Source organism: Novacetimonas sp. GS1, from assembly GCF_036686925.1.
Classification (GTDB): domain Bacteria; phylum Pseudomonadota; class Alphaproteobacteria; order Acetobacterales; family Acetobacteraceae; genus Novacetimonas; species Novacetimonas hansenii.
Window position 1 is genome coordinate 1,329,605 of record NZ_VSZP01000001.1, and the last position, 19,641, is coordinate 1,349,245.

General features: G+C 62.3%; 21 protein-coding genes and 1 pseudogene. 11 read left to right on the forward strand and 11 right to left on the reverse strand.

Going from position 1 to position 19,641, the window contains the following annotated elements; translation table 11 throughout:
* Window positions 1–228: 228 nt before the first annotated feature.
* Window positions 229–1,944, forward strand: a complete 1,716-nt coding sequence (rpsA, locus tag FYB92_RS06090; protein ID WP_048858863.1) for a 30S ribosomal protein S1 — start codon at window positions 229–231, stop codon at window positions 1,942–1,944.
* Window positions 1,945–2,143: 199 nt separating this feature from the next.
* On the opposite strand, the gene FYB92_RS06095 is transcribed toward rpsA, so the two are convergent.
* Window positions 2,144–4,840: an insulinase family protein gene (locus tag FYB92_RS06095; RefSeq protein ID WP_075595709.1), complete on the reverse strand. Its 2,697-nt coding sequence runs from the start codon at window positions 4,838–4,840 to the stop codon at window positions 2,144–2,146.
* Window positions 4,841–4,956: 116 nt separating this feature from the next.
* On the opposite strand from FYB92_RS06095, the gene FYB92_RS06100 reads away from it, so the two are divergent.
* Together FYB92_RS06100 and FYB92_RS06105 are read left to right on the forward strand one after the other, a co-directional pair.
* Window positions 4,957–6,126, forward strand: a complete 1,170-nt coding sequence (locus tag FYB92_RS06100; protein WP_332828357.1) for a serine hydrolase domain-containing protein — start codon at window positions 4,957–4,959, stop codon at window positions 6,124–6,126.
* Window positions 6,127–6,421: 295 nt separating this feature from the next.
* Window positions 6,422–6,937: a hypothetical protein gene (locus FYB92_RS06105; protein WP_003621204.1), complete on the forward strand. Its 516-nt coding sequence runs from the start codon at window positions 6,422–6,424 to the stop codon at window positions 6,935–6,937.
* A 24-nt stretch (window positions 6,938–6,961) separates the two neighbouring features.
* On the opposite strand, the gene FYB92_RS06110 is transcribed toward FYB92_RS06105, so the two are convergent.
* A complete protein-coding gene (locus FYB92_RS06110; protein ID WP_064504907.1) occupies window positions 6,962–7,135 on the reverse strand; it encodes a DUF1674 domain-containing protein in 174 nt (57 codons plus the stop codon).
* A 460-nt stretch (window positions 7,136–7,595) separates the two neighbouring features.
* On the opposite strand from FYB92_RS06110, the pseudogene FYB92_RS06115 reads away from it, so the two are divergent.
* Window positions 7,596–8,330 (forward strand): annotated as a pseudogene (locus tag FYB92_RS06115) (IS5 family transposase).
* 28 nt (window positions 8,331–8,358) lie between these two features.
* Here FYB92_RS06115 and ccmI read toward each other — a convergent pair.
* The 7 genes from ccmI to FYB92_RS06150 are packed head-to-tail and all read right to left on the reverse strand — an operon-like array spanning window position 8,359 to window position 13,601.
* The gene (gene ccmI, locus FYB92_RS06120) at window positions 8,359–9,081 is read right to left on the reverse strand and encodes a c-type cytochrome biogenesis protein CcmI (protein ID WP_003621199.1); all 723 of its coding nucleotides are present in this window, start codon (window positions 9,079–9,081) and stop codon (window positions 8,359–8,361) included.
* Between the two features lie 7 nt (window positions 9,082–9,088).
* Complete coding sequence (locus FYB92_RS06125) at window positions 9,089–9,565, reverse strand: cytochrome c-type biogenesis protein (RefSeq protein WP_003621197.1); 477 nt, start codon at window positions 9,563–9,565, stop codon at window positions 9,089–9,091.
* Window positions 9,562–10,140: a DsbE family thiol:disulfide interchange protein gene (locus FYB92_RS06130; RefSeq protein ID WP_332828358.1), complete on the reverse strand. Its 579-nt coding sequence runs from the start codon at window positions 10,138–10,140 to the stop codon at window positions 9,562–9,564. The genes FYB92_RS06125 and FYB92_RS06130 overlap by 4 nt, the downstream gene beginning before the upstream one ends.
* Window positions 10,137–12,116: a heme lyase CcmF/NrfE family subunit gene (locus FYB92_RS06135; protein ID WP_062809157.1), complete on the reverse strand. Its 1,980-nt coding sequence runs from the start codon at window positions 12,114–12,116 to the stop codon at window positions 10,137–10,139. The genes FYB92_RS06130 and FYB92_RS06135 overlap by 4 nt, the downstream gene beginning before the upstream one ends.
* A gap of 8 nt (window positions 12,117–12,124) precedes the next feature.
* Window positions 12,125–12,658 carry a cytochrome c maturation protein CcmE gene (gene ccmE, locus FYB92_RS06140; protein ID WP_003621192.1) on the reverse strand — a complete coding sequence of 178 codons (534 nt, stop codon included), beginning with the start codon at window positions 12,656–12,658 and terminating at the stop codon, window positions 12,125–12,127.
* A complete protein-coding gene (ccmD, locus tag FYB92_RS06145; RefSeq protein ID WP_003621189.1) occupies window positions 12,655–12,816 on the reverse strand; it encodes a heme exporter protein CcmD in 162 nt (53 codons plus the stop codon). Before ccmD ends, ccmE begins: the two co-directional genes overlap by 4 nt.
* Window positions 12,813–13,601, reverse strand: coding sequence for a heme ABC transporter permease (locus FYB92_RS06150; RefSeq protein WP_003621187.1), 789 nt, complete (start codon window positions 13,599–13,601; stop codon window positions 12,813–12,815). The genes ccmD and FYB92_RS06150 overlap by 4 nt, the downstream gene beginning before the upstream one ends.
* Before the next feature lie 178 nt (window positions 13,602–13,779).
* Here FYB92_RS06150 and FYB92_RS06155 point away from each other — a divergent pair, with 178 nt between their 5' ends.
* The 3 genes from FYB92_RS06155 to FYB92_RS06165 all read left to right on the forward strand — a co-directional run bounded on the left by FYB92_RS06155 (window position 13,780) and on the right by FYB92_RS06165 (window position 15,654).
* Window positions 13,780–14,073 carry a YciI family protein gene (locus FYB92_RS06155; protein WP_003621184.1) on the forward strand — a complete coding sequence of 98 codons (294 nt, stop codon included), beginning with the start codon at window positions 13,780–13,782 and terminating at the stop codon, window positions 14,071–14,073.
* Window positions 14,074–14,080: 7 nt separating this feature from the next.
* Complete coding sequence (locus FYB92_RS06160; RefSeq protein ID WP_332828359.1) at window positions 14,081–14,494, forward strand: EVE domain-containing protein; 414 nt, start codon at window positions 14,081–14,083, stop codon at window positions 14,492–14,494.
* Between the two features lie 314 nt (window positions 14,495–14,808).
* A complete protein-coding gene (locus tag FYB92_RS06165) occupies window positions 14,809–15,654 on the forward strand; it encodes an EcsC family protein (RefSeq protein WP_062809155.1) in 846 nt (281 codons plus the stop codon).
* 50 nt (window positions 15,655–15,704) lie between these two features.
* On the opposite strand, the gene FYB92_RS06170 is transcribed toward FYB92_RS06165, so the two are convergent.
* Together FYB92_RS06170 and FYB92_RS06175 are read right to left on the reverse strand one after the other, a co-directional pair.
* Window positions 15,705–15,893 carry a hypothetical protein gene (locus FYB92_RS06170; protein ID WP_003621177.1) on the reverse strand — a complete coding sequence of 63 codons (189 nt, stop codon included), beginning with the start codon at window positions 15,891–15,893 and terminating at the stop codon, window positions 15,705–15,707.
* A gap of 14 nt (window positions 15,894–15,907) precedes the next feature.
* The gene (locus FYB92_RS06175) at window positions 15,908–16,882 is read right to left on the reverse strand and encodes a D-glycerate dehydrogenase (RefSeq protein ID WP_332828360.1); all 975 of its coding nucleotides are present in this window, start codon (window positions 16,880–16,882) and stop codon (window positions 15,908–15,910) included.
* A gap of 123 nt (window positions 16,883–17,005) precedes the next feature.
* Between FYB92_RS06175 and aat the strand changes: the two genes are divergently transcribed.
* The 4 genes from aat to FYB92_RS06195 all read left to right on the forward strand — a co-directional run bounded on the left by aat (window position 17,006) and on the right by FYB92_RS06195 (window position 19,616).
* On the forward strand, window positions 17,006–17,674 hold the full coding sequence (gene aat, locus FYB92_RS06180) for a leucyl/phenylalanyl-tRNA--protein transferase (RefSeq protein WP_040512536.1): 669 nt from the start codon (window positions 17,006–17,008) through the stop codon (window positions 17,672–17,674).
* A gap of 71 nt (window positions 17,675–17,745) precedes the next feature.
* Complete coding sequence (locus FYB92_RS06185) at window positions 17,746–18,435, forward strand: hypothetical protein (RefSeq protein ID WP_003621171.1); 690 nt, start codon at window positions 17,746–17,748, stop codon at window positions 18,433–18,435.
* Window positions 18,432–19,070 (forward strand): hypothetical protein, encoded by a 639-nt coding sequence (locus tag FYB92_RS06190; protein ID WP_332828361.1) that lies wholly within the window; start codon window positions 18,432–18,434, stop codon window positions 19,068–19,070. Before FYB92_RS06185 ends, FYB92_RS06190 begins: the two co-directional genes overlap by 4 nt.
* A 237-nt stretch (window positions 19,071–19,307) precedes the next feature.
* Window positions 19,308–19,616: a hypothetical protein gene (locus tag FYB92_RS06195; protein WP_003621167.1), complete on the forward strand. Its 309-nt coding sequence runs from the start codon at window positions 19,308–19,310 to the stop codon at window positions 19,614–19,616.
* Window positions 19,617–19,641 lie beyond the last annotated feature (25 nt).

Consider the following 19,641-nt stretch of genomic DNA (forward strand, 5'->3'; position numbering starts at 1 on the left):
GACACGGACGGGTCATAGGGTGTCTGTGCTTGGAAATGTTGCCGTGCCGTCATCCGTGGCGGTGTGGGGCGTGTTTTCGTGTTGGCCGTCAGGCATGCCATGACCGTGTCATGGATCGCAGCCGGGCAAGACGTTCCGATCAGGGTCATACAGGATCATGAGGCGGGGCGCAGGATTTTCCGGTCCTTCCCGCTGGGGCCGACCGGATACGGGATTTACAAGTAACTCATGGCTTCAGCCACAACACAGCCTACCGCCGAATACGCGGGTGGCGAGGACTTCGCAGCCCTTCTCGAAGAGACCCTGGGCCGCGACAGCGCATTTGACGGTTCCGTCGTTACCGGTCGCGTCGTCCGCCTGACGGATGAATTCGCGATCGTCGATGTCGGGCTCAAGAGCGAAGGGCGCGTCGCCCTTAAGGAATTCGGCCCGCCGGGCGTGACCCCCGACGTGAAGCCGGGCGATGTCATCGAACTGTTTGTCGAGCGTTACGAGGACCGTGACGGTTCCATCGTGCTGTCGCGTGAAAAGGCGCGGCGCGAGGAAGCGTGGACGAACCTTGAAAAGGCGTTCGAAAGCAACCAGCGCGTCAACGGCACGATCTATGGCCGCGTCAAGGGTGGCTTTACGGTCGATCTTGGCGGTGCGATGGCGTTCCTGCCCGGCAGCCAGGTGGACATTCGCCCCGTGCGTGACGTCACCCCGCTGATGGGTGTGCCGCAGCCGTTCCAGATCCTGAAGATGGACCGTGCGCGTGGCAACATCGTCGTGTCGCGCCGCGCCGTCCTCGAAGAGACGCGCGCCGAACAGCGCAGCGAGCTGATCCAGGGCCTGAAGGAAGGCATGATCCTCGACGGTGTGGTCAAGAACATCACCGATTACGGTGCGTTCGTTGACCTCGGCGGCGTTGACGGCCTGCTGCATGTCACGGACATTGCGTGGAAGCGTATCAACCACCCGTCCGAGGCCCTGCAGATCGGTCAGCCGGTCCGCGTGCAGGTCATCCGCTTCAACCCCGACACGCAGCGTATCTCGCTGGGCATGAAGCAGCTTGAGGCCGATCCGTGGGAGAACGTGGCGATCAAGTATCCGCCGGGTGCCCGCTATACCGGTCGCGTCACGAACATCACCGATTACGGTGCGTTCGTTGAGCTTGAGCCGGGCGTCGAAGGTCTGGTGCATGTGTCCGAAATGTCCTGGACGAAGAAGAACGTCCATCCGGGCAAGATCGTCGCCACTTCGCAGGAAGTCGACGTCATGGTCCTTGATGTGGACAGCGCGAAGCGTCGCATTTCGCTTGGCCTGAAGCAGGTCCAGCGCAATCCGTGGGAGCAGTTCGCCGAGGAGCACAAGGTCGGTTCCGTGGTCGAGGGCGAAATCCGCAACATCACGGAATTCGGCCTGTTCATCGGCCTGTCCGCGGACATCGACGGCATGGTTCACATGTCCGACCTGTCCTGGGACGAGACGGGCGAAGTCGCCATGACGCATTACGAAAAGGGTCAGGTCGTCAAGGCCAAGGTCCTGGACGTGGATGTGGAAAAGGAACGCATCTCGCTTGGTATCAAGCAGTTGCATGAAGATCCGGCGGCCGACACCCTGAGCAAGGTGCAGAAGGGCGCGATCGTGACCTGCATCGTCACGGCGGTTCAGTCCAACGGCATCGAAGTCAAGGTTGACGACGTGCTGACCGGCTTCATCCGTCGCGCCGAGCTGGCCCGTGACAAGGCGGATCAGCGTCCGGAGCGTTTCGCGGTTGGCGAACGCGTCGATGCGAAGATCGTGTCTGTTGACCGTGCGGCCCGCAAGCTGGCGCTGACGATCCGCGGCCGTGAGGTCGAGGAAGACAAGCAGGCGATCAACGAATACGGCTCGTCCGACAGCGGCGCGTCGCTGGGCGATATTCTGGGTGCTGCGATCCGTCGTCGTAACGCCGAGAACTGATATCGGTCCGTTCCCTGCCCTTCGGGGTAGGGAATGCGAAAAGGGCGGTACCTTCTGGTACCGCCCTTTTTTATTGTCCGTCACGTTCGACAGACCTGGATCATAAAGAAGTTTCTGGTGAAGCTTTTTCAAAAAGCTTCAACGACGCCGCCTTTTTGGAAAAAGGCGGCACCCAAAAACTTTTGGCGTTATCAGTCCCTTACGGACCCTTGATGATCTCGGCCATGTCGGCGGGCCGCAGCCAGCGGGCAAAGGCCTTCTGCACATCCTGCGCCGTCATGTTGTAATAAGCACTGGCAGCCATATTCCCGTTATCAAGTGGCAGGCCAAGATTGCTGAGGTGCAGATAGGTTGCGGCAATCGAATCCAGGCTGGCCTGTTGCAGCGACAGGCCATGCAGCAGGCTGGCCTTGGCCATCGTCAGCTCATCTTCGCCCAGCGGATGGGCCTGCATGTCGGCCACATCATGGATTGCGGCATCGCGGGCAGGGGCAACCTTCGACGGGTCTGCACCGAAAGTGATGGTATAGGCCGCGCGTTGCCGGTTCCATGCAAGATGGCTGCGCACGGTATAAACGTATCCCGTGCGCACCCGCAGATCACGATAGAGCCGCGAGGAGAAACCATCGCCAAGCGCCTCATTCCCCAATGTAAGGGCGAAATGATCTGGATCACGCGCCGTCAGCCCAAGGCTTTCGGCAAGGGTCACGCTGTCCTGCAGGCTGGATTCGTCCGGCACGCGGGCGACGGAGGCATGGCTGTCCGGGCGTGGTGGCAGGTCCACCGTGGGGGTGGGGCCTGTTGCATGCCATGCGCCAAATGTCGCGCGCACCGCCTGCAACGCTTTTTGCGGGGTGATGTCGCCGGTGATGATGATGGTCGTCAGGTCCGGGCGATAGGCCGCATTATAAAAAGCCCGGCAATCCTTGAGCGTCAGCTTCATGACCCGTGCCGGGTCCGCCTGGCGCAATGACGGGTCATGCGGGGGGGAAATTGCGGCTTTCACCGCGCGGCCCAGCAGGTAATCCGGTGATTGCAGCATCCCCGCCAGGGAGGAGGCCGTATTCATGCGTACCACCGCAAACGATTTTTCGGGGAAGGCAGGATGCAGTTCATTGTCGGCCAACAGGCGCAGGCCCTTGTCGAAATCCTGTGCCAGCACGTTCAGGCTGAAATCCGACCCGGCACTTTCGGTTGCGGCAATATCGTCAAGCGCCTTTTGGAAGCTGACGCGGTCATGGGTCGTGGTGCCGTAATGGAACAGTTCATCGGTAATGTCGGCAATCCCCTCCTGCCCCGCTGGTTCCTGCATGTCGGAGTTCTGGCGCACCATGCCATACAGGCTGACGGTATGGCTGACATGGGCGGGTCGCACGATCAGGTGCAGCCCATTGGGCAGCACATAGCTGAAGGGGGCGGGAATCGGGGTGGGGGGCGACAGCGTCATCAGCTCCTTTTGTGCCCATTGCGGCAGGACCACCGGATGGTCAGGCGGGGCAGCAAAGGATTCAGAGCCACCAAACCCCTTGCCCGCCACCGGATGGCCGGAACTGCGCGGTGTCAGGATGGCCGTCACGGCCTGTGCAGGGTCCAGTACCTGCCGGGCCAGACGGTTCACGTCCTCTGGTGTGACCGAGGCATAGGCACTTGCCAACGCGTCGGGGGAATCAAGGCCCATGACCGCCACGGCCTCGGACCAGCTTTCCGCAAGCCCTGAAATGCTGTTTGCGGCATAGCCAAGCTGTGCCAGTTCCTTGCGTCGCGCGGCATCCACCAAATCGGACGGAACGCCATGTGCCTGTAACAAGGCCAGCGTGTCACGCAGTGTCTGCAACAAGGTGGACGGGTCCTGCCCCGCAGGGAAGGCCGCCAGTGCGATTCCAATTCCGGCATCCGCCTTGGGCGCGTAATCGAACCCGGTCAGCAGTGCCTTGCCCTCTGGCACCAGGTCATAAAGTGCGCCGCGTTGGCTGGACAGCACGTCGGACAGGATCTGTGCCGTGGCGTAATCGCGGGCGCGCTGTCCGGGCATGCGGCTGGCGATCGCGATCAGCCCGATGGGATAATCGGTGGGGAAGTGCAGCAGTTGCGGCTGCACCGCGCCCGGTTCGATCGTTGGGCGGGGGGGCAGGGAACGCGCGGGCAAAGGTGAGAAGATGTCGCGTGCGTGGGCCAGGGCCTGATCCGCATCGACATTGCCGGTAATGATCAGGATGGCGTTGTTGGGCGCATACCAGTCACGATAGAACCGGCGTAGCATCGCCGCATCCGTACGATCGAATGAAGGGCGTGTCCCCAGTGCGTCATGTTCATAGGGTGTATGCGCGAACAGGATGGATTGCAGGCGGGAAAGGTACTGATATCCGGGACTGGACAGATCGCGTGAGACTTCCTGTTCAATGGCGCCACGTTCATGTTTCCAGTCCGCGTCCGACAGGGTCAGGCCGTTCATGCGCAGTGCCTCGATCCGCAGTGCGATGTCGAGGTCTTCGGCCGGGGCGGTATAGAAAAACTGCGTCGTGCTTTCGGTGGTGTCGGCGTTGTAATTGCCCCCCATCCGCGCGCCGATGGCCGCAAGCTGGTCCTTGTCCAGTCCCTTGCTGCCACGGAACATCATGTGTTCCAGCGCGTGTGCCGTGCCGGGAAACCCGCGCGGCGCAGCGGCGGAACCGACAAGGTAGTTCATTTCCGTCGTGACGACCGGGGCCAGGCGATCAGGCACGATAATGATGCGCATGCCATTGGGCAGCGTCGTGCGTACCGGGGCCTCGGCCGTGGGCTGTATGGGCGTGGCAGGGGCCTGCCGTGCCGGGGGGGCTGTCCATCCGGGTGTGGACAGGAGGCTGCTGCCCGCCATGAGGAGGGTAAACAACGTGGGAAACAGGCGTTTGTTCATGCACGACAGGTTACGCCGCTTTGTGCGGTGGGACCAGTTCATGCCCGCCCTTTGCGTGACAGGGGGAATATGGCCTATGTCAGGGAAGTGCCCGAAAGACGCGAAAGGCCGCCGTGATGACACAGATGCAGAGTGATGCCATGCACGCACGTGTGGTGCGTGCCATGGATGATGCGATCGCCAGTGGGCGTGTGGTTGGGGCGGTCGTGGTGGTCGCGGTGGATGGGCGTATCGTGCTGCGCCATGCGGCAGGAATGCGCGATCGCGAATCCGCCATTCCGATGCATCTGGATACCTGTTTCCGGCTGGCCTCGCTGACCAAGCCGGTCGTGACGGCACTGGCGCTTGCACTGGCGGAACGCGGGGTGCTGGACCTTGGGGCGCCGGTGTCGCGCTACCTGCCGTTCTTCCGCCCGCGCCTGCCGGATGGAGGGGAGACGGAGATCCCGTTGCACCTGCTTCTCAGCCATAGCAGTGGTCTGTCCTACGGGTTTCAGTTTCCGCGTGACGACAATCCCTATGCCCGTGCCGGTGTTTCCGACGGGTTGGCGGAACCTGGTCTGTCGCTGCATGAAAACCTGCGACGCCTGGCGCAGGTGCGACTTGTCTTTCCCCCGGGGGAAGGTTGGGCTTACTCGCTGGGGCTGGATGTCATGGGTGGCGTGCTGGAACAGGTGGGAAATGCGTCCCTGCCGGATCTGGTGCGGCGTCATATTGGTGACCGGCTGGGCGGATGGACGCGTACGGGGTTTCATGCGCCGCCGGATCTGGTGCTGGCGACCTGTTACGCAGATGCCCGCCCCATGCCGGTGCGCATGCCCGCTGATTATCGCCTGTCGCGGCTGTTACCTTGTGGTGGGGTGTCGGAAATCCATTTTGTGCCTGATCGTATCCGCGACCCCGCATCCTATCCATCGGGTGGGGCGGGCATGGTGGGAACGGCGGAAGAATTCATGATGTTCCTGGAGGCCGTGCGCCGTGGTGGCGACCCCATCCTGTCGCGCCAATCCGCCCAACGTTTTGGGGCGAATGCCGTGGGGAACCTGCCGATGGGGCCGCTTGACCGCGGGCGGCGTTTTGGCTTTGGCGGGGCGATCGTAACCGATCCTGTCATGGCGCGTACGCCGCTTTCGCCAGGCAGCTTTACCTGGGGCGGGGTTTACGGGCACCAATGGACGGTGGACCGTGCGCGTGGCATTTCCATTGTGATGCTGAGCAATACGGCCCTGGCGGGAATGGCCGGGGCCTATCCTGATGCGGTCGTGCGGGCTGTGTATGGGGAATAATAGGGGTAAGAGACTGCTTGGAAACAAGTCGTTGATAAAAAACAAGAAAAGTTTCTGGGTGCTGCCTTTTTTCAAAAAGGCGACGTCTTTCGAAGCTTTTTAGAAAAAGCTTCACCAAAAATCTTTATAATTTCAGTATGTTATCGAGTCTGACTTTTCAAACAGTCTCCAAGATGCACCCGGCATAAAAATATCAGTATAAAGATATCCGGTATGACACTGCCATTTATGAACATGCCATCGCCGCAGGATACCTCCTCCTGCCGCTGGCATCTGGACCGTTACGGGAACTGCAATGTCTTTTGGTGATCGCGTCAACCAGTTGGATGCATGGCTGCTGGATCGGGTGTTCCAGCCTTTTGCCGATGCATTGCCCGAACGTCTGTCCGCGATGGACCTGGGAATGAACTTTCAGGTCGGCTCGATCGTGCTGTCGGCCGTGTCGATTTCCGCCCTGCTCATGTTGCAGGGCATGTCTTTCGACAACGTTATTACAAATATGCTTGGTTGGTGTTTCGAGGTCATTTTCTACATCGGCATCCATCGCATGCGTGGCATGGTCCGGCCCGGATACCTCAATCCCCTGCGTGGGATGCTGGCGGGGATGCGCCCAATCTCGATTCCCTTTGCCATATACGCGATCTATCAGGCCATCACGGCTGAGCGTGCGTATGAACTGGCGTTATGGTTCAATTCGCTGTCACAAATCGTGTTCGTGGCCGGGATCTATCTGATTTCGTGCCATATGCCACCGCCGCGCCAGCGGGCGCGGCAGGGATTTGGCCGGGGCCTGCAACCCAACGAAAGCTGATTTCCTGCATATGGTGCGCAGGTATCAGAAATCGATGCAGCGTCCCTTGACGGTCCAGTCGTTGTAACGCGTGGGTTCCGGTCCCTTGGGGCCGCCACGTTCGTTAGGTTCGGCGGGCTGTTTCAGGCGGGCCTTGTCCGCCTCCTCCAGCGCCTTTTCGGATGTCAGGGGCTCGGGATGGGTATCTTTGTCGCTCATGGGAAAAGTGTTGATCCAATCGCCACGCCCGGCAAGGGCAAAAGGACGTGATCGCGGTGTCATGAAGCGCGGGGCAGGAAAGGTAGGGCGCAGGGCAGAAGGGTAAAAATTTCCAGGCCCCTGTCCAGAACACCCATTGATAAAAAATAAAAGCTTTGAAAGGTGCCCCCTTTTCTAAAGCCACGCAATATCTGAAAATTTTTTCTTATCAAAGAGGCGTGTTTGAAAAGTCAGGATCGATAACATACTGAAATTATAAAGGTTTTTGGTGAAGCTTTTTCTAAAAAGCTTCAGAAGACGCCACCTTTTTGAAAAAAGGCAGCATCCAGAAATTTCTTGTTTTTTATCAATTACTTGTTTTCAAACAATCTCTTAGGACCAATCGACATTCAGGATTTTCTTTTTGTGGCATGGATGTTTCACTGAGTGCCGTATCAGAACACGGAGTTACGGGATGGGAATCAAGCGGTACGAGCTGAATAAAGCGCAATGGCAGCGGATTGCGCCTCTGCTTCCCGGGAAAGCTGGAGATGAAGGCCGCAGTGGAGCGGATGGCCGCCTGTTCGTGAACGGCTGCCTCTGGATTCTACGCTCTGGCGCGCATTGGAAGGATCTGCCTGAGCGTTATGGCAATTGGAAGACGGTACATCGTCGCTTCAGCCGATGGTGTCATGCCGGGGTGTGGGACAGGATTTTCGAGACGCTGACGGCCGATCTGGACAATCAGTATCTGATGTTCGATGCAACCATCGTTCGCGCCCATCAGCAGGCTGCGAACGGAAAAGGGGGGCAAGGATCAGGCGCTGGGGCGTTCCCGACGTAGTCTGACAACCAAAATCCACATGCTGACCGATATGCCGGGCCGCCCGCTGCGCTTCGTTGTTACAGCTGGGCAGGTTGGCGATGTCACCCAGGCACAGGCTCTGCCTGCAGGTCAGGAAGGGGCGGCCGTTATGGCCGACCAAGCCTATGACAGCAATGCATGACGTGCTCCTGTCGCTCAGATGGGCTCAGAAGCTGTCATTCCCTGCAATCGCACCCGCATGATACCAGAGCTTACAAGCTACGTAATCGTATCGAGGGCTGCTTCAACCGCCTCCAGCACTTCAGACGCTTTGCTTCCCGATATGATCGATGCACCATCCATTTCCTTGGCTTTGTTCACCTCGCCGCAGCCATGATCTGGATGGCATGAATGTCGATCGGCCCTAGGTCCCATCCGGTTACTGGTGTTCGGATTGGGCGATGCGCTGCTGCACTGCCATGCGCCATGGTGCATCCGCTGGCGCCGCATCCAGCGCGCGACGGTAAAGGTCTGCCGTCTCGGCAGAGATATGGCCACCATCCGCCATTGTCTGTGCCTCTGCCGCGCGGGCGGCCAGTTCGGGTTCGAACCTGACGGCAATGGCTTCACGCCATGCCTGCGCGGCAGCGGCGTAATGGTCACGCGCGGCCTCGGCCTGTCCCAGCAGGACATATCCCTGGAAACGGTTCGGGTCGTCGGCGGGTATGTGCTGCAGGCTGTCGCGCAGGCGGTTTATCAGGTCGTCATTGCGATGATCTGCTTTTTCCGCCGCCGCAAGGCGCGGGGCCAGCGGCATCGCAGGCATGGAGGGATGCCCACAGGTGAGGTAAAGCCCCACCGACAACAAAGGCAGTGCCAGCAGTCCCCCCGCAATCGCCAGTGTCGAGCATCCTTTTCGTGCTGCAGGGACGGCCATGTTGTCCGAACCCAGCAGGCGACGCTGGATTTCCAGGCGGGCGCTGTCACGTTCGGTCGGTGCAATCAGCCCTTCGGCCAGGTCACGGTCAAGTTCGACCATCTGTGCCTGATGCAGGGCGAAGGCGCTTTCACGTTCATCACGCAGCAATGTCGTCCTGCGCAGGGAAATGAGGCAGGGCAGCAGCGCGATTGCGCAGAGCAGGAAGATACCAATCCAGATCATGATTTTCTCAGCGCGGTCGGGTCAGGTCATCCAACCGTGCGCGCTCGGCGTCGGTCAGGGGCGGAGGGGCGGACGTTCTGGGGCGGCGGAAGGCACGCAATGCCACCATCACCCCCACCAGAAGCGCCAGGACCGGCATCAGCCACAACAGCAGCGTGCCGATGGTCAAGGGGGGGCGCAGCCGGATGAAATTGCCATAACGCTCAACCATCCAGTCCATGACCTGCTTGTTGCTTTCGCCCTTGGCCACGTGTTCGCGCACCACATGACGCAGGTCACGCGCCAGGTCGGCGCTGCTGTCCTCGATCGATTCGTTTTGACAGACAAGACAGCGCAACTGTGCGCCGATCGCCTCGGCACGCTGTTCCTGTGCCGGGTCGGGCAGCATTTCGGACGGGTCATCCACGGCGCCAGCCACCAGAGGCAGCAGTGCAAGACACAGGGTCAGCGCGAGCAGCGCGCGTCGCAGGATACGGACTGTCATTGTTTCAGGCGATCCACCAGGGGCAGGATGGTCGTGCGGATCAATTCCTCCGTAATGGGGGAGGCGGAGTGCCAGCGGATGATCCCCCCCGGCCCGATCAGGAAGGTTTCCGGCACCCCTGACACGCCCCAGTCGATCGCCGCCAGTCCGTCGCGATCGGCGGCGATGCGGGCATAAGGATTGCCCGCGCGCTCCACAAAGCCCAGAGCATGTTCGGGTTTATCCTTGTACGCGATGCCCCATATCGGCACCTGCGCCTTCAGCGTATTCAGGGTCGGCATTTCCGCGACACAGGGGATGCACCATGATGCGAAGTAGTTGACCAGCACCGGTGTCCTGAGCGCACGCAGGTCGGCGGCGCCAAATCCCTGTGACGGCGGCTGGTCCGGCAGGGTGAAATCCGGCACCGGCTTGTTCAGGACAGGGGCATGGATGTCATGCGGGTCGAATGACCCATGCGACATGCCCGACAGCATCCGCCAGAAGGCAACCCCGGTCGCCCCGGCAAGGACAAGGGGTGTCGCCATCAGCAGCCGCCGCCGCGCGGGGGAAGGGGGGGGCGTGGTGTCGTTCATGCCGGTGTCACCATATTGGCCGCATGCGCCCGGCGCGGCGCGCCCACACGCATCCGGCGGTCCGACAGCGACAGCGCGCCGCCAATGGCCATGACCAGACCACCCAGCCACATCCACGGCGCCAGCGGGTTGTGGTGCAGGCGCAGGACATAAGTTGGATTTGCATCCGTGCCATGCTTGTCGCCCAGCACGCCATAGGTATCGGAAATCAGGTTGGTATGGATCGCAACCTCGGTCGTGGTCTGGTGCTGGCTGGCAAAGGTCCGCTTGGCCGGGTGCAGCGTCGTGACCAGCCGGCCATTGTGACGTACCTCGATCGTGGCGATCATGGCGTCGTAATTCGGCCCCTTGGCATTACGCACGTCCGTCAGGGTCCAGGCATCACCGGCCAGCATCTCGGTCTGGCCGATATGCACTTCGACAATGCGGTGGCTGGCCTGTGACATTCCGGCAAGGCCAAGGACAGTCACCCCCACACCCGCATGCGCCAGCGCCGCGCCAAACACCGCGCGCGGCAGGCTGCGCGCGCGCAGCAGGCTGGCGGACAGGGGCTGGCGGAACAGGCGCAGGCGCTCGACAATGTCGGTGGCGCTGCTGGCGATGACCCAGACCGCAAGCGCCGTCGCAAGGATCGGCAGGATGTCGCGCATGCGCACCACCGCGATCACCAGCGCGACCAGCGCCAGCGCCGCCGCCCACCACAGGCGACGCAGCACCGGCCACATATGCGCACGTTTCCACGGCATCATCGGGCCAAAGCCCATGAACGCCATCAACGGGATGGCAAGCGGGATGGTGGTCGCGTCAAAAAACGGCTTGCCCACCGAAATCGTTTTGCCGAACAGGAGCGACATGAACGGCGGGTACATCGTGCCCGTCAGAACCACGGCGCAGATCGAACACAGCAGGATGTTGTTGAGAACCAACAGCCCCTCGCGTGAGACTGGGGCGAACAGGCCGCCGGTCGTCAGTTGCGGCGCACGCATGGCGAACAGCAGAAGTGACCCCCCGATGACCAGCGCCAGCAGGCCAAGGATGAAGATGCCGCGCGCCGGATCATTGGCAAAGGCATGCACGGAATTGAGAATGCCCGAACGCACGAGGAACGTGCCCGACAGCGAGAAGGAGAACGTGCCGATCGCAAGCAGCACCGTCCAGATCTTCAACCCCTCACGCTTTTCCACGACAATGGCGGAATGCACCAGCGCGGTGCCCGTCAGCCATGGGATAAGCGAAGCATTCTCCACCGGGTCCCAGAACCAGTAACCACCCCAGCCCAGCACATAATAGGACCACCATGACCCCAGTGCGATGCCGCAGGTCAGGAAGCACCATGCCGCGACCGCCCATGGCCGTACCCAGCGCCCCCATGCCGCATCCACGCGCCCTTCCATAAGGGCGGCGATGGCAAAGGCGAACGGCACGGCGAACCCGACATAACCGGTATAGAGAATGGGGGGATGGAACGCGAGGCCGGGATCCTGCAACAGCGGGTTCATGCCCTGCCCATCCATTGGCGCGGGCCAGACGCGGGCAAACGGGTTGGAGGTCAGCAGGCAGAACAGTTCAAACCCCGCCGCAACCCCGCCAAGCACCGCGATCACGCGCGCCTGCAGGGCGGAGGGCAGGTTACGCCCGAACAGCGCCACCGCACCGCCACAGATTGACAGGATCATCGCCCACAACAGGACCGATCCCTCGTGATTGCCCCATACGCCGGTAATCTTGTACAGCAGCGGCTTGTCCACCGCGCTGTTGGCCGCGACATTCTGGACCGAGAAGTCATTGGTGATCGCCGCATGGATCAGGCAGGCGAACGACGTGATGAGGCACAGCATCTGTCCCACCGCCAGCGCGGGGGCAAGCGCCATCAGGCGCGGGTCGCGGCGTTGCGCGCCGATCAGGGGCAGGATGGCCTGCCCGGCGGCGATCCCGCAGGCCAGCGCCAGGGCAAAATTTCCAAGTTCCGGATTCATTGCGGCAATCAGCTTCCGTGCTGCGTGGGGTCGGACGCCTTCGCGGGCGCGTCCTTGGCGGTCATGGTGTTCCAGCTTGCGGCATCGGGGGCCTTGCCGTAACGCGGGTCCCATTTGCCGGTGCGCTTCAGTTCCTCGGCCACTTCCTTGGGCATGTAGGTCTCATCATGCTTGGCAAGCACTTCGGTCGCGCGCATCGTGCCATCAGGATTGATCGTGCCCACGGCCACCACGGACTGCCCCTCGCGGAACAGGTCGGGCAGGATGCCTTCATACCGCACGCTTACGGCGTCCTGCCCGTCGGTGACGTCAAAGATCGCAACGGGCGTGTCCTTCACCTTTTCCTGTCGCACACTGCCTGCGACGACCATGCCGCCAAGGCGGATGGTCCGGTCCTTTGGCGGTGGTTTCATATGCACCTGCGATGGCGCCATGAAAAAGACGATGTTGGACGAAAATGCATTCAGCGTCAGTGCGGCCGCCGAACCCAGTCCGATCAGGCACGCAACCACCAGCCACAGCCGGCGCGTCTTGCGCGTCATGCCGGGCGTCCCGGTGTGCGGGCGGCGCGGCCGGGGCGTTCGATCGTGGCCAGGCGCGCCCGCGCCCGGCGCAGGCGCAGTGCGGCGTTGACAGAAAGGACGATGGCCACGCCAAGCGTCAGGCCATAGGCCGCGATGATATAAGGAAGATGGGTCATGTGGCGTTACCGGTGGAGGTGTCCTGTCGGCCCCGGTTCGCGGCCAGGGCGGTGCGGATGCGGCTTTCCATGACGGCGGCCCGCAGGCGCGCCAGCACGATGGCCCCGAAACCCAGCGTAAAGCCCAGCGTCACGACCGCAAGCGGCCATAGCATGGAGGTGGACATCGTGGGGGCGCCGGTTACGGTGATGCTGTCTGGCTGGTGCAGGGTGTTCCACCACTGCACGCTGAATTTGATGATCGGCAGGTCGATCGCCCCCGCCAGCCCCAGGATCGCGGCGGCGCGGTAACCACGTTGTGGTTCGTCAAACGCGCGAATCAGGGCAATATGGCCAAGATAGAGGAAAAACAGGACCAGCACCGATGTCAGCCGGGCATCCCATACCCACCATGTTCCCCACATCGGCTTGCCCCACAGGGACCCGGTCGCAAGGCACACGGCGGTGATGGCCGCACCCACCGGCCCGATTTCCACGGCCGCAAGGTCCGCCAGCGGATGGCGCCACACGAGGGAGAGCAGCGAGCATACGGCAAGCCCCATATAACCGGACGATGCCAGCCATGCGGTGGGCACATGGACATACATGATCCGCACGCTGTCCCCCTGTTGCCAGTCGGCAGGTGACAGGAACAGCCCCCACACCAGTCCGGCAATGGACAGCACAAGGGCGGGCCATGTCAGCCATGGCTGCAGGCGTGCGCCAAGCCGCAGGAAGCGGCCGGGATTGGCATAGCGATGAAAGAGGTTGCCTGTCCGTGCGGTAAGGCTCTGCGTCGCGTTCAAGGTCTGAGTCCATCCGTGCCGTGGGGCACCCGTCAATAAGGGGAAGGGATCCGCAAAAAACCAGTCTCTTGGCACATGTGCGTGTGCTTGTGTTTTCCTGCTCTACACTATCGTGTCAAAAAAGACACGGCCAGTCCTGTCCAGACAAGGCGCGGGGCCGTGCAAAGAGGAGAAAAACATGCTGTTCGCGATTATTTGTACTGACAAACCCGCCTCCCATGAAACCCGCCAGGCCACGCGCACGCGCCATCTGGCCTATCTTGAAACCTATCGCGAGCGACTGGTGCAGGGGGGGCCGATCCTTGATGCGGATAACCGTCCGTGCGGCAGTTTTCTGCTGATTGAGGTGGCCGACCGTGCCGCCGCCGAAGGCTTTGCCGCGGGCGACCCGTATGCCAAGGCCGACCTGTTCGAGAGCGTGGTCATCCGTCCGTTCCGTTCAGTTTTTCGTGATGGCGCGCGGGTGGAATGAAACGGGCATGGCCTACTGGCTGGTGAAATCGGAACCTGATGCGTTCTCATGGGATGAACAGGTTGCCAATAATGTCGAACCCTGGACGGGGGTGCGCAACCATCAGGCAAAGAAGAACCTGATGGCGATGGCCGTGGGCGACCTGGCATTTTTCTATCACTCCAATGTCGGGCGGGAAATCGTGGGCGTGGTGGAAATCGTGCGCGCGGCCTATCCCGACCCGACCGCCCCGCAGGGGGGATGGATCTGTGTCGATGTGCGTGCGGTGGGACCGATGCCCACCCCTGTCACGCTGGCACGGATCAAGGCAGACCCCGTTCTGTCCGACCTTGCGCTGGTGCGGCAGTCGCGCCTGTCTGTTGTGCCGGTGTCGGATGCGCACTGGTCCCATCTGTGCCGGATGGGGGGATGGGCGGCATGATGGGCCGGGTGTGCCCTCCCCCGGTCTTATTGGTGGTACCGCTTGAGTAGTTAAGGGTGGCGCAACGGCGTGCAGGGCGGCGATTTTCCCGCCTTGCGCGTTGATGTTGCACGGTGGCCCGGCTTTTTACGCGGGGCCGCCCGGCGGCAGGCGAATTGCCAAAGGCATGGTATGATGTTCAAAACCAGCAGACCGGTCAGCGTGCATGCGCCCGCCGGTGTCCCGGCCCAGCACGGCGATGTGCGGCGGGGATGCCGGTGGACAGGGCATGGACAGCGCGACCACACGGCACCATCAGGCAAAGGGGCATGGCAATGAGTATAGGTACCGGAAGCGAGTTGGCGCCGATGGCATTGGACAGCACGTCGATGACCGAACTCCAGCAGGCACTTGAGCGTGTGGAGAGTGGGCGTGGCGTGATTGTCCGCCTTGCGGACCTGATGGGCGGCGCGGTGGGACAGGCGGCGCGGCTGGGTGTGCGCAGCCTTGGCATGGCGCCCGCCTTTCAGGCAAAGCTCCAGTCCGTGGCGGAATCCGCGATCACGCGTGCGTTTGATGCTGCCATCCTTGGCATGAAACCGACCGAGGACGCCCGTGCCGAACCCGGCGCCCTGTCGCAATGGCGCGACCCGGCGATCCGCACGGCGGTGGCGGTGTCGGGCGCGGTGGGCGGCTTTACGGGACTGCCGGGACTGGTGGCCGATGTCGGGTTCACCACCATGACCATCATGCGCGAAATCGCGCGAATCGCCCGTGAACAGGGCGAGGACCTGTCCACGGCAGAGGCGCGGACGGCCTGCCTCGAAGTGTTCGCATTACGGGCGTTTCCATTCGCCGCGCGCGATCAGGAAAGCGAGCTTGGATATTTCTCTGCCCGCGCGATGCTGCGGGGGCGTCCGGTCGTCATGCTGATCAGCGAGGTCGCGACCCATTACGGCCTTGGCCTGTCGCGCAAGCTCGCGGTGCAGATGATGCCGGTGGCGGGCGCGCTGTGTGGCGCATCGCTCAATTCCGCCTTCCTTGCGCATTACCGTGCGGTGGCGCAGGCCCATTTCACCATCCGTCGGCTGGAGCGTGAATTCGGGCCGGAGGTGCGGCGCACCGCGCAGGACATGCGCACCCATGTCGCAACCCAGGCGGCGGCAGGCGTGCAGGCCTGATATCTCCATCCCCCTCCGGCGGTGCGTCATGTCACCGCCGGAGGGGAGAATTATTTTCCCGCCGCATCCGGCACGGTGGGGGTGCGATCGCGCCGCGTGATGCCCAGCACCAGCGCGACCATCGCGAACGCCAGGTAAAATCCCTCCAGCGTCCGGCAGTAACCCGACATGTGGGGGAAAATGACTTCGGTGACATAGGTTCCCGCCATGAAGGCGAGGAATACACCCGCGATACCCATGATCCGTCCGTCCTTCAGGCTGTAACAGGTGTGGGCAGCGGCCGGTTGGCCAATGCCGCCTCGATATTATCCACCGCCAGCATGCCCATGTCGGTGCGGGTTTCCATCGTGGCGCTGCCGACATGTGGTGTCGCGAAGACATTGGGCAGGTCCAGCAGCCGCCGGTCCGGGGTGGGTTCGTTACGGAACACATCCAGGCCCGCCGCCGCGATCTGTCCATCACGCAGGGCGGCGATCAATGCCTGTTCATCCACCAGCGCGCCGCGTGCGGCATTGACGAAAATCGCACCGCGCGGCAACAGCGCCAGCATCCGCGCGTTGATCATGCCGTCCGATGCCGCCGATGCCGGCAGATGCAGCGACAGGATGTCGCAATGGGGCAACATTTCTTCCGGCGTTGCGAAATACTGCGCGCCATGTTCGTCTTCGGCGCCAAGGCGGCGACGGTTGGAATACAGGATTTTCATGCCGAACCCCCGTGCGCGCTGCGCCACCGCACGCCCGATGCGCCCCATGCCGATGATGCCCAGCGTCTTGCCCGTCACGCGAACACCCAGCATTTCATCCATCGCCAGCCCACGTCCCCAGCCCTGTTTCATCAGGTCGCGATATTCCGCAGCCCGCCGCGACGCGGCAAGGATCAGCATGAGTGCAAGGTCCGCATTACAGTCTGTCAGGACATCGGGCGTATTGCTCAGCGCGATCCCGCGTCCGAGGATGGCGGGAATGTCGAGATGGTCTGTCCCCACGCTGACGGTGGCGATGACGCGCACGGATGGCGGAAGCTGTGCTACGTCTGTCGCGCGTATTGGCAGGGGGGAGGACACCATGATGGCCTCTGGCGCGAATTCCCGTGCCGCCGTGACAAGCTCCGTTGGCGTCATCTGCGTTTCAGGGATGGCGAACAGGGTGAAATCCTTTTGCAGGCGCGCCATCACGGCAGGCGTCTGGCGCTGGCCAAGGAGCAGGCGGGGACGAGGAGGGGGCATGGTAAAACGTCTTCCCTTGTTAACAGAATGGCGATTGGCGGCTTGTCCGCAAGCGGGCTCCGGCCCTATGACGCGGGACGTGAGGTCCGGTTACGGTGCAAGCGGGAGGGTTATCCGAAGATCATGACGGGTCAAGGGGAAGTGCTGGAGATCACGCCAGATCTGATGATCCGTGCCTATTGCATCGGCCTGTTCCCCATGGCGCCCGACGCGGGGTCGGCGGAACTGGAATGGTATGACCCGCCGATGCGTGGGGTTTTGCCGCTTGACGGGTTTCACGTGCCGCGCAGGCTGTACCGTACGGTCATGTCCGGCCGGTTCGAGGTCGTCTCGGACCGTGATTTCCGCGCCACCATCATCGCATGCGCGCAACCCGCACCGGGGCGGGAACAGACATGGATCAACACGCGGATCATCGACCTGTTCTGCGCGCTGCATGACATGGGATATGCCCACAGCGTGGAGGCATGGCGCGACGGGCGGATGGTCGGTGGCCTGTATGGCGTGTCCATCGGGGGTGCGTTCTTTGGTGAAAGCATGTTCAGCCGTGAACGCGATGCCTCCAAGGTTGCGCTGGTGCATCTTGTGGCGCGGTTGCGGGTGGGGGGATACGGGTTGCTTGACACGCAGTTCGGCACATCCCACCTCGCGACGTTTGGCGGGCTGGAGATTCCGGCAGCGCACTACAAGCGCCAGCTTGGCCATGCCATTGCAATGCAGGCGTCATGGCCCGGTGTCGATCATGGTCCCGAAATCGCGGCAGCCATGCATGCAATCCGTGCCGGAGGTTGACACGGCCCGTCCTGCGGGGTTGGGTCAGCGCGACATCACGATGGGGGAAAACCATGATGGAAGCAGTGTTTATGCATGATAAAGCGCCTGCCGCCCCACGTCGCGCGGTGGCGTGGCGTCTGGCGCTGCTGTCGGCGCTGCTGGTATCGGGCATGGGCCGTGGCCTGGCGCAGGCGCAGGGCACGGCCCCGCCGCAGGACGCCACCATCCCCCCCGTGGGCGAACATCCCCCCCTGACACCCACGCGCGATGTGCAGGTCGATTACGACGTGCAGCCTGATGGCATGCCCGAACCCAAGCGGGTGCGAACATGGTTCGCCCAGAATGGCGGCCTGATGCGAATCGACAGCCCGCAGGGAATGGGGGAGACGGTCCTCAATCGCATGACCCGCCAGGTCACGATCATCATCAACACGCAGAAGATCTACAGTCAGCTGGATGCCCGTTATGGTATCAGCAACCCGTTCCTGCTGGACCTGTCCATGTCATTTTCGCGCAAGGGCACATCCAGTATCGCGGGGGTGGCATGCACCGAATGGGACGTGCGCACCGACCAGGGCACCGCCGTCGCCTGCGTGACGGAGGACGGCGTGATCCTGCGTGAGGTCGGGGTCGATGGCGATGGGCTGAAGGGACGGATCGAGGCCGTGCATGTAGTGTACGGGCCCATTGCCCTCGATATGTTCCAGCCCCCTGCGAATTACCGTCGCATTGACCCGCCACCACCGCCCGGCACCCCGAAGGGAGGGGAAAAGAAATGAACATGACATCAGCGACACGCCGTTTCGGACCCGTCATGCGCGCCTGCCTTGCCAGTGCGGTGGCAGGTGTGCTGGCAACCCTGCCTGCTGGTGGCGTGCATGCCGCCGATACCACTGATACCACGGCGCAAAAAAGTCCCTTTGTCACCCCACAGCACGATGTGGACGTGACCTATACGATCTATCCGCCCCATGCATCGCAGATGTCGCTCAAACAGCGCATGCGCTGGTCAGAGGCACGGATGACGCAACGTATCGACCCGGGCAATACCGATACCTATATGATTACCGATTACCGGGCGAAGACGCTGACGGTGATCGACCCGGACCGGCGGATCAGGACCATTGTTCCCGCGCCGGGTGCGGCCTCTGTCGATCCGTCACGCCGGGCGGAAGGCACATGGCTGCGTACCGGCAGCGCGACGGTGGCAGGCCATGCCTGTACCCTGTGGCAGACCAGCGATACCGACCAGCGCCAAAGCGAGATCTGCTATACCGATGATGGTGTCATGTTGCAGGTCGTGCGCGATGGCAAGGTGATGGTCCAGGCCACCACCATAGATACCGCGCCACAGGATTCCACCACGTTCGATGTGCCCTCCGGCCTGAAGGAAGTCCGGGCCGCCAACCCCTGAGGGCGGGTTTCTGGCCCGTCTGGACAATCTGCCTGTCCGATAAGGACTGGCGGTTTATAACGGCTGCTTTTTCCGGATATTTTCCCGATGCCCCCATGCGCGAGGGGGCAGGGAGACGCGCCCGCGCGGGTTTATGGCGCGAAAGGGGCGGGACGTGCCTGCAAATCGCCATGACCGCGATGTTACCTGTTCCCACGGCCGTCCCCCGACGGCATGGGTCAAGGGAGTTTCAGGGGCATGCGCGGTTTTATGCGGATAATGATGGTTGTGCCGGTGGTGGGGGGGATGCTGTTTGCCGCCCCATCCATGGCACAGGCCCACAGGGGCGCGGGTGATGCGTTTGTGGGGGGACTTGTCGGCGGACTGGTGGGTGGAATGGTCGAAGGCGCCGTCATGAACGCCTATGGCCCGCCGCCGCCACCCCCGCCGCCGCCCCGCCCAATGATGTATTACGCCCCACCGATGGCCTATGGGCCGCCCCCTCCGCCGCCGCCGGGTCCGTATGGTGGTTATGGCGGCGGGTATTACGGGCCGCCGCCTTACTGATGCATGCGGCGGGGGCGGTATCGGG

What these genes read in the sequence shown, in the direction of transcription:
- FYB92_RS06105 (WP_003621204.1), top strand. Translation starts at nt 6,422, where the DNA reads ATGTCTTTTGGTGATCGCGTCAACCAGTTGGATGCATGGCTGCTGGAT.
- aat (WP_040512536.1), top strand. Translation starts at nt 17,006, where the DNA reads ATGACGGGTCAAGGGGAAGTGCTGGAGATCACGCCAGATCTGATGATC.
- ccmE (WP_003621192.1), bottom strand. Translation starts at nt 12,658, where the DNA reads ATGACGCGCAAGACGCGCCGGCTGTGGCTGGTGGTTGCGTGCCTGATC.
- ccmD (WP_003621189.1), bottom strand. Translation starts at nt 12,816, where the DNA reads ATGACCCATCTTCCTTATATCATCGCGGCCTATGGCCTGACGCTTGGC.
- FYB92_RS06165 (WP_062809155.1), top strand. Translation starts at nt 14,809, where the DNA reads ATGAGTATAGGTACCGGAAGCGAGTTGGCGCCGATGGCATTGGACAGC.
- FYB92_RS06095 (WP_075595709.1), bottom strand. Translation starts at nt 4,840, where the DNA reads ATGAACAAACGCCTGTTTCCCACGTTGTTTACCCTCCTCATGGCGGGC.
- FYB92_RS06195 (WP_003621167.1), top strand. Translation starts at nt 19,308, where the DNA reads ATGCGCGGTTTTATGCGGATAATGATGGTTGTGCCGGTGGTGGGGGGG.
- FYB92_RS06135 (WP_062809157.1), bottom strand. Translation starts at nt 12,116, where the DNA reads ATGAATCCGGAACTTGGAAATTTTGCCCTGGCGCTGGCCTGCGGGATC.
- ccmI (WP_003621199.1), bottom strand. Translation starts at nt 9,081, where the DNA reads ATGATCTGGATTGGTATCTTCCTGCTCTGCGCAATCGCGCTGCTGCCC.
- FYB92_RS06125 (WP_003621197.1), bottom strand. Translation starts at nt 9,565, where the DNA reads ATGACAGTCCGTATCCTGCGACGCGCGCTGCTCGCGCTGACCCTGTGT.
- FYB92_RS06155 (WP_003621184.1), top strand. Translation starts at nt 13,780, where the DNA reads ATGCTGTTCGCGATTATTTGTACTGACAAACCCGCCTCCCATGAAACC.
- FYB92_RS06160 (WP_332828359.1), top strand. Translation starts at nt 14,081, where the DNA reads ATGGCCTACTGGCTGGTGAAATCGGAACCTGATGCGTTCTCATGGGAT.
- FYB92_RS06100 (WP_332828357.1), top strand. Translation starts at nt 4,957, where the DNA reads ATGACACAGATGCAGAGTGATGCCATGCACGCACGTGTGGTGCGTGCC.
- FYB92_RS06185 (WP_003621171.1), top strand. Translation starts at nt 17,746, where the DNA reads ATGCATGATAAAGCGCCTGCCGCCCCACGTCGCGCGGTGGCGTGGCGT.
- rpsA (WP_048858863.1), top strand. Translation starts at nt 229, where the DNA reads ATGGCTTCAGCCACAACACAGCCTACCGCCGAATACGCGGGTGGCGAG.
- FYB92_RS06175 (WP_332828360.1), bottom strand. Translation starts at nt 16,882, where the DNA reads ATGCCCCCTCCTCGTCCCCGCCTGCTCCTTGGCCAGCGCCAGACGCCT.
- FYB92_RS06170 (WP_003621177.1), bottom strand. Translation starts at nt 15,893, where the DNA reads ATGGGTATCGCGGGTGTATTCCTCGCCTTCATGGCGGGAACCTATGTC.
- FYB92_RS06130 (WP_332828358.1), bottom strand. Translation starts at nt 10,140, where the DNA reads ATGAACGACACCACGCCCCCCCCTTCCCCCGCGCGGCGGCGGCTGCTG.
- FYB92_RS06190 (WP_332828361.1), top strand. Translation starts at nt 18,432, where the DNA reads ATGAACATGACATCAGCGACACGCCGTTTCGGACCCGTCATGCGCGCC.
- FYB92_RS06110 (WP_064504907.1), bottom strand. Translation starts at nt 7,135, where the DNA reads ATGAGCGACAAAGATACCCATCCCGAGCCCCTGACATCCGAAAAGGCG.